The sequence below is a fragment of the Phenylobacterium sp. genome, from assembly GCF_030693805.1.
GTDB lineage: Bacteria > Pseudomonadota > Alphaproteobacteria > Caulobacterales > Caulobacteraceae > Phenylobacterium.
In genome coordinates, this window is sequence record NZ_JAUXZW010000216.1 from 1 (window position 1) to 5,611 (window position 5,611).

At 67.6% G+C, this 5,611-nt stretch carries 4 protein-coding genes and 1 pseudogene; 2 read left to right on the plus strand and 3 right to left on the minus strand.

Annotated features, from left to right (window positions below; translation table 11 throughout):
- The 3 genes and pseudogenes from Q8M88_RS08425 to Q8M88_RS08435 form a co-directional block, all read right to left on the minus strand.
- Window positions 1-334 (minus strand): annotated as a pseudogene (locus Q8M88_RS08425) (2OG-Fe(II) oxygenase); the annotation flags it as partial.
- 64 nt (window positions 335-398) lie between these two features.
- Window positions 399-1,460: a 2OG-Fe(II) oxygenase gene (locus tag Q8M88_RS08430; protein ID WP_305596321.1), complete on the minus strand. Its 1,062-nt coding sequence runs from the start codon at window positions 1,458-1,460 to the stop codon at window positions 399-401.
- A complete protein-coding gene (locus tag Q8M88_RS08435; protein ID WP_371132651.1) occupies window positions 1,460-1,990 on the minus strand; it encodes a superoxide dismutase family protein in 531 nt (176 codons plus the stop codon). Before Q8M88_RS08435 ends, Q8M88_RS08430 begins: the two co-directional genes overlap by 1 nt.
- Window positions 1,991-2,202: 212 nt before the next feature.
- Between Q8M88_RS08435 and gyrA the strand changes: the two genes are divergently transcribed.
- A complete protein-coding gene (gyrA, locus tag Q8M88_RS08440; RefSeq protein ID WP_371132652.1) occupies window positions 2,203-4,869 on the plus strand; it encodes a DNA gyrase subunit A in 2,667 nt (888 codons plus the stop codon).
- Window positions 4,870-4,989: 120 nt separating this feature from the next.
- The gene (gene coaD / locus Q8M88_RS08445; RefSeq protein ID WP_305596325.1) at window positions 4,990-5,484 is read left to right on the plus strand and encodes a pantetheine-phosphate adenylyltransferase; all 495 of its coding nucleotides are present in this window, start codon (window positions 4,990-4,992) and stop codon (window positions 5,482-5,484) included.
- Window positions 5,485-5,611 lie beyond the last annotated feature (127 nt).

Sequence of the window (5,611 nt, forward strand, 5' to 3'; positions counted from 1 at the left end):
CCGCCGCCAGCAACAGCCAGCGGCCCGAATCCGACGCCTCGCCATAGGCCTCGGCGATCGCGCCGGACGGATCGCGGAACCATCTGAGGCCCGGCGTGTCGTCTAAGGCTTGGGCGATCGTCGCCTGGTCGACGGCGACGATGAAACAGACAAGGTTGATATCGTCGAATCGCGGCCGACGTCGCTGGAACACATCCAATGCAACGGCCGCCCCATTCGGCGGCGCGAAGCCCAGCAGCACGAAACGCCCGGCGACGGAGGAGAACTGAAAGCGCGGATTGGCGGCCGTGTCGCCGGCGAAGTAGGGCGCAGCCTCTCCGAAACCCAGACCCATCTGTCCCGCCCCACTTGCCCGAACCGGCGGGCATTTTAGCCAATGGCGCGCCGCTTGCGCCAGATCAGGCTTGGTCTCGGCTCGCATCGCCTGCGGTCAGGGTGGCGCGATAGTCCGCCAGCACGCCTGCGCCGGCAGCATCATAGAAGAACGGAAGGAACGCGTAGCGCCATCCTCTCGTCAGCGGCGTCACTTCGTGCAGCAGCGAGCAGGAGAAAACCACCGCCCCGCCCACCGGCGCACGGTGGAGCCCGGGGCCGAATTCAGGAAAGCGCAGGTCGCCGCCTTCGTAGTCGTCATTGAGGTTGATCGTGCAGGCGAACCGCCGATGCGCGGTGCCCCTGGTGGTGTTGTCCCGATGGGCGCGGAAGACGCCGCCTTCTTCAGCGGCGTAGCGGCTGACCAGATAGCGCTCGATCCCCGCAGCCTCGAACTGGAACGCGCGCTGGAGCATCGGGAAGAGGCGGCGCTCGAGTGCGCCGCGCAGCGTTCCCTGCCGGGCCTCGTCGTGGATCCAGATGTCGCGCCGGCTCTTGGCTTCGTCCATGACCGCGACCGTACGGCCGTCGATGTCGCGCATGACGCCGGTGAATGCGCCGCCGTCGGCTTCGTGCAAGGCGATCAGCTGGGCGCAGAGTTCGGGCTCGAACACCCTTGGGACGACCAGGGCGGGCGCGTGCAGGGCGACACCCGCGTGATCGCCGGGCGCGGGGAGGGCGGCGACCTGATCGATGACGGCTTCCGCTCGCTCGATCGGCGCGATCGAGAGCACCCGCATCGATGGATCGAGCAGCACCCACTGGGGCCGTGCGGAGCCGTCCGGCTCCAGCGCGCCATAGAGGCGGGCGACCGCGCCGTCTTCGTCGAGGAACCAGCGAAGCCCGCGCAGGTCGCGGGCGCCGGCGGGATGGGCCTGCGGCACGACGAAAAAGACGCAGGCGCGCGCGTCGTCGAACAACGCCTGGCGGGCCGCAACCGCACGCATGGCCGGAACGCGCGCCTCGGGCGCCGGGGGCAGGAAACACAGCAGCACGAAGCGGCCGCCCGCTGTGTCGAGGGCGAACTCCGGGTTCGAAGGCGTCGCCGCGGTGAACCACGGCGCCGGCTCCCCGAGCATCAGCGACATCAGGCGCCGGGGGCGATCACACCGCACGCGATGCGCGCGCCGGCGCCGCCGATCGGCTGGGTGCGATAGTCGTCGGGAGCGGCGTGGACCACGATGGCCGAGCCGTCAGCGTCGGCGAGCTTCGACCGCCCGGTCGAGCCGGATAACGTCACGTACGGGGTAAAGACCTCGGCGGTCGCGGTCCCGTCGGCGCCGGCGTACAGGTTCGGCAGGTCGCCGGAATCGTTGGCGTCGGGGTTCAGCAGGCCGTGGACGATCGTCGCCTTGTCGTGGACATGGCCGCCGGCGCTGGTGAAGTCGGCCTTCGAGCAGTCGCCCTTCTCGTGGAAATGCAGGCCGTGCCACCCTGGCGTCAGGCCCTTGAGCTGGAAGCGCGCCAGGACGCCGTTCGGCGCCTGGGAGATAGTCGCCTGGCCCAGGCTTTCGCCGGCGGCGTTCTTCACGTCCACGGTCACGGCGGCCGGCGAATCGGCCGCAACGGCGGCGCCGGCCGCAAGAATCGCGGCGATGCTGAGGGCGATCAGTCTCATGAGGCGTTTTCCTGGGCTTGAGCGGCCGGTGGACGTTGCCGCGCTGGGGTTGTCAATGTTAACAGAACCAACAAGTTCCTGTGTCCGATTCTGACGACTGAACCCCTCCCTTGACCGACGAAACCACGACCCCTCCGGACGACAGCCGGCGCGGGGACATCGCTCCTATCGCCATAGAGGACGAGCTCAAGCGCTCCTACCTCGATTACGCCATGAGCGTGATCGTCAGCCGCGCGCTGCCCGACGTCCGTGACGGGCTGAAACCGGTGCACCGGCGCATCCTGTTCTCGATGAACGAGCAGGGGCACACGCCGGATCGCTCCTATGTGAAGTCGGCCCGCGTGGTCGGCGACGTGATGGGCAAATACCATCCGCACGGCGACACCGCGATCTACGACACCCTCGTGCGGCTGGCCCAGCCGTTCTCCATGGGTCTGTTGCTGATCGACGGCCAGGGCAACTTCGGCTCGGTCGACAACGATCCGCCGGCCGCGATGCGCTACACCGAGTGCCGCCTGACCAAGGCCTCGATGTCGATCCTGGCCGACCTCGACAAGGACACCGTCGACTTCAAGGAGAACTACGACGGCTCGGAGAGCGAGCCGACGGTCCTGCCGTCGCGGATCCCCAACCTGCTGGTCAACGGCGCGGGCGGCATCGCCGTCGGCATGGCCACCAACATCCCGCCGCATAACCTGGGCGAGATCGTCGACGCCTGTCTGGCCCTTATCGATAATCCCGAGATCAGCCACGAAGACCTGCTGGACATCGTGCCGGGACCGGATTTCCCGACCGGCGGCGAAATCATCGGGCGCACCGGCGCCCGCACCGCACTGATGGGCGGGCGCGGCTCCGTGATCATGCGCGGCAAGGCCGCCATCGAAGAGCTCCGCAAGGATCGCGAAGCGATCATCATCACGGCGATTCCCTATCAGGTGAACAAGGCCGCCCTCGTCGAGCGGATCGCCGAACTCGTGCGCGAGAAGCGCATCGACGGGATCTCCGACCTGCGCGACGAAAGCGACCGCGACGGCATGCGTGTGGTCGTCGAGCTGAAGCGCGACGCCTCGGCCGAGGTGCTGCTGAACCAGCTCTATCGCTTCACGCCCCTGCAGACCTCGTTCGGGGTCAACATGCTGGCGTTGAATCGTGGCCGCCCCGAGCAGATGGGCTTGCACACCATGCTCAAGGCCTTCGTCGACTTCCGCGAGGAAGTCGTCGTGCGCCGCATCAAGTTCGAGCTCAACAAGGCGCGCGACCGCGGCCACGTGTTGGTTGGTCTGGCCATCGCCGTCGCCAACATCGACGAGGTGATCCACATCATCCGCTCGTCGAAGGATCCGACCGAGGCGCGCGAGCGCCTGGTCGCACGCGACTGGCCGGCCGGCGACATGATGCCCCTGATCGCGCTGATCGCCGATCCGCGCACCCAACTGGTCGGCGGCGACCGCGTGCGCCTGACGGAAGAACAGGCCCGCGCCATCCTGGCGCTGACGCTGTCGCGGCTCACGGGCCTTGGCCGCGACGAGATCTTCGGCGAGGCGCGTGCGCTGGCCGACACGATCAGCGGTCACCTGGAGATGTTGTCGTCGCGCGACCGGATCATGGCGGTGGTGCGCGAGGAGCTGACCGAGGTCCGCGCCGCCTTCGCCGTGCCGCGCCGGACCGAGATCGTCGAAGGCGACGCCGACGTCGAGGACGAGGACCTGATCACCCGCGAGGACATGGTGATCACCGTGACCCACTCGGGCTACGTCAAGCGCACGTCGCTGGCCACCTATCGGACCCAGCATCGCGGCGGCAAGGGCCGTTCGGGCATGTCGACGAAGGAAGAGGACGCCGTCACCCGGGTGTTCTCGGCCAACACGCACACGCCGGTGTTGTTCTTCTCGTCCGGCGGCAAGGTCTACAAGCTCAAGGTGTGGCGCCTTCCCGTCGGCACACCGACCTCGCGCGGCAAGGCGTTCATCAACCTGCTGCCGATCGAACCCGGCGAAACCATCACCTCGATCCTGCCGCTGCCCGAGGACGAGGCGACGTGGGATCAGTTCGACGTGATGTTCTCCACCCGCTCGGGCGGTGTGCGACGCAACAAACTGTCGGACTTCGTGCAGATCAACCGCAACGGCAAGATCGCCATGAAGCTCGATGAGGGCGACGCGATCATGGGGGTGGGCGTCTGCACCACCGCCAACGACGTGTTGCTGACCACCGCGCTCGGCCGCTGCATCCGCTTTGCGGTCGACGAGGTTCGGGTGTTCGCCGGCCGCGAGTCCACCGGCGTGCGCGGCGTGCGCCTGGCCGAGTTGGACTCGGTGATCTCGATGGCCATCCTGCGCGGCGTCGACGCGACGCCCGCCGAACGCATCGCCTATCTGCGGCACGAGAAGGCCATGCTGGCCGCCCAGAGCGGCGAGCCGGAAGAGTCCGTGGTTCCCGACGAAGAAGACGCCGAAGGCGAAGGCATGACCTCGCTCAGCGTCGAACGGATCGCCGAGCTGGGTGCGGCCGAGGAGTTCATCCTCACCGTGTCCACGGAAGGCTTCGGCAAGCGCACTTCGGCCTACGACTACCGGCGCACGGGCCGCGGCGGGCAGGGGCTCATCGCCCACGATCTGACCAAGCGCGGCGGACGGCTGGTGGCCTCGTTCCCGGTCGACGACGGCGATCAGCTGCTGCTGGTCACCGACGCCGGTCAGTTGATCCGCACGCCTGTCAGCCAGGTGCGGATCGCCGGACGCAACACCCAAGGCGTCACCATATTCCGCACCGCCCAGGACGAGCATGTGGTGTCCGTGGAACGGTTGGCTGACGCTGGCGAGGAGCCGGAGGACGACGTGGCGGACGGCGACGAGCCCGAGGCGACCGACGAAACCTGATCGCTGCTCCTCAGCAAGAGCGTCCTTCCGTAATGCGTTGCCGCCGTGCAAGAATTGGCTTGCCAACAGAACGGCGCGCGGCGAAAGCCGAAGCGGGCGCAAGTAGGGGGAATGGGCTGCATGAGCCGCGTCGGTCTTTATCCGGGCACTTTCGATCCGTTCACCAACGGGCATACCGATATCATCGGTCGCGCGGTGAAGCTGGTCGACAAGCTGGTCATCGGCGTCGCGCGTAATGAGGGCAAGGGACCACTGTTCACCCTCGAAGAACGGGTGGCGATCATCGTCGCCGAGTGCGAGGCGATCGGCGCAGGCGACAAGATCGTCGTGCAGCCTTTCTCGGGATTGCTGATCCACTACGCCCGCGAGGTCGGGGCCGACATCATCGTGCGCGGCCTGCGCACCTCAGCCGACTTCGAGTACGAATTCCAGATGACCGCCATGAACCAGCAACTCGACCGTGAGGTGGAGACAGTGTTCCTGATGGCCGATCCCAAGCACCAGGCGATCTCCTCCAGCTTGGTCAAGGTGATCGCCCAACTGGGGGGCGACGTGTCGAAGTTCGTGAGCACGCGGGTCACCGACAGACTGGCGGCGAAGGCCGCGGCGCGCTGAGCTTTGGACTGGCGGCGCGCGCGGCCTGCGTTTACCAATATCGCATGATCCGCACCCTGATGCTGGCGGCCGCCGCGCTCGCCATGGCCGCGCCGTCCCAGGCCGCCCCGCGCAAAGCCAAGCGCCC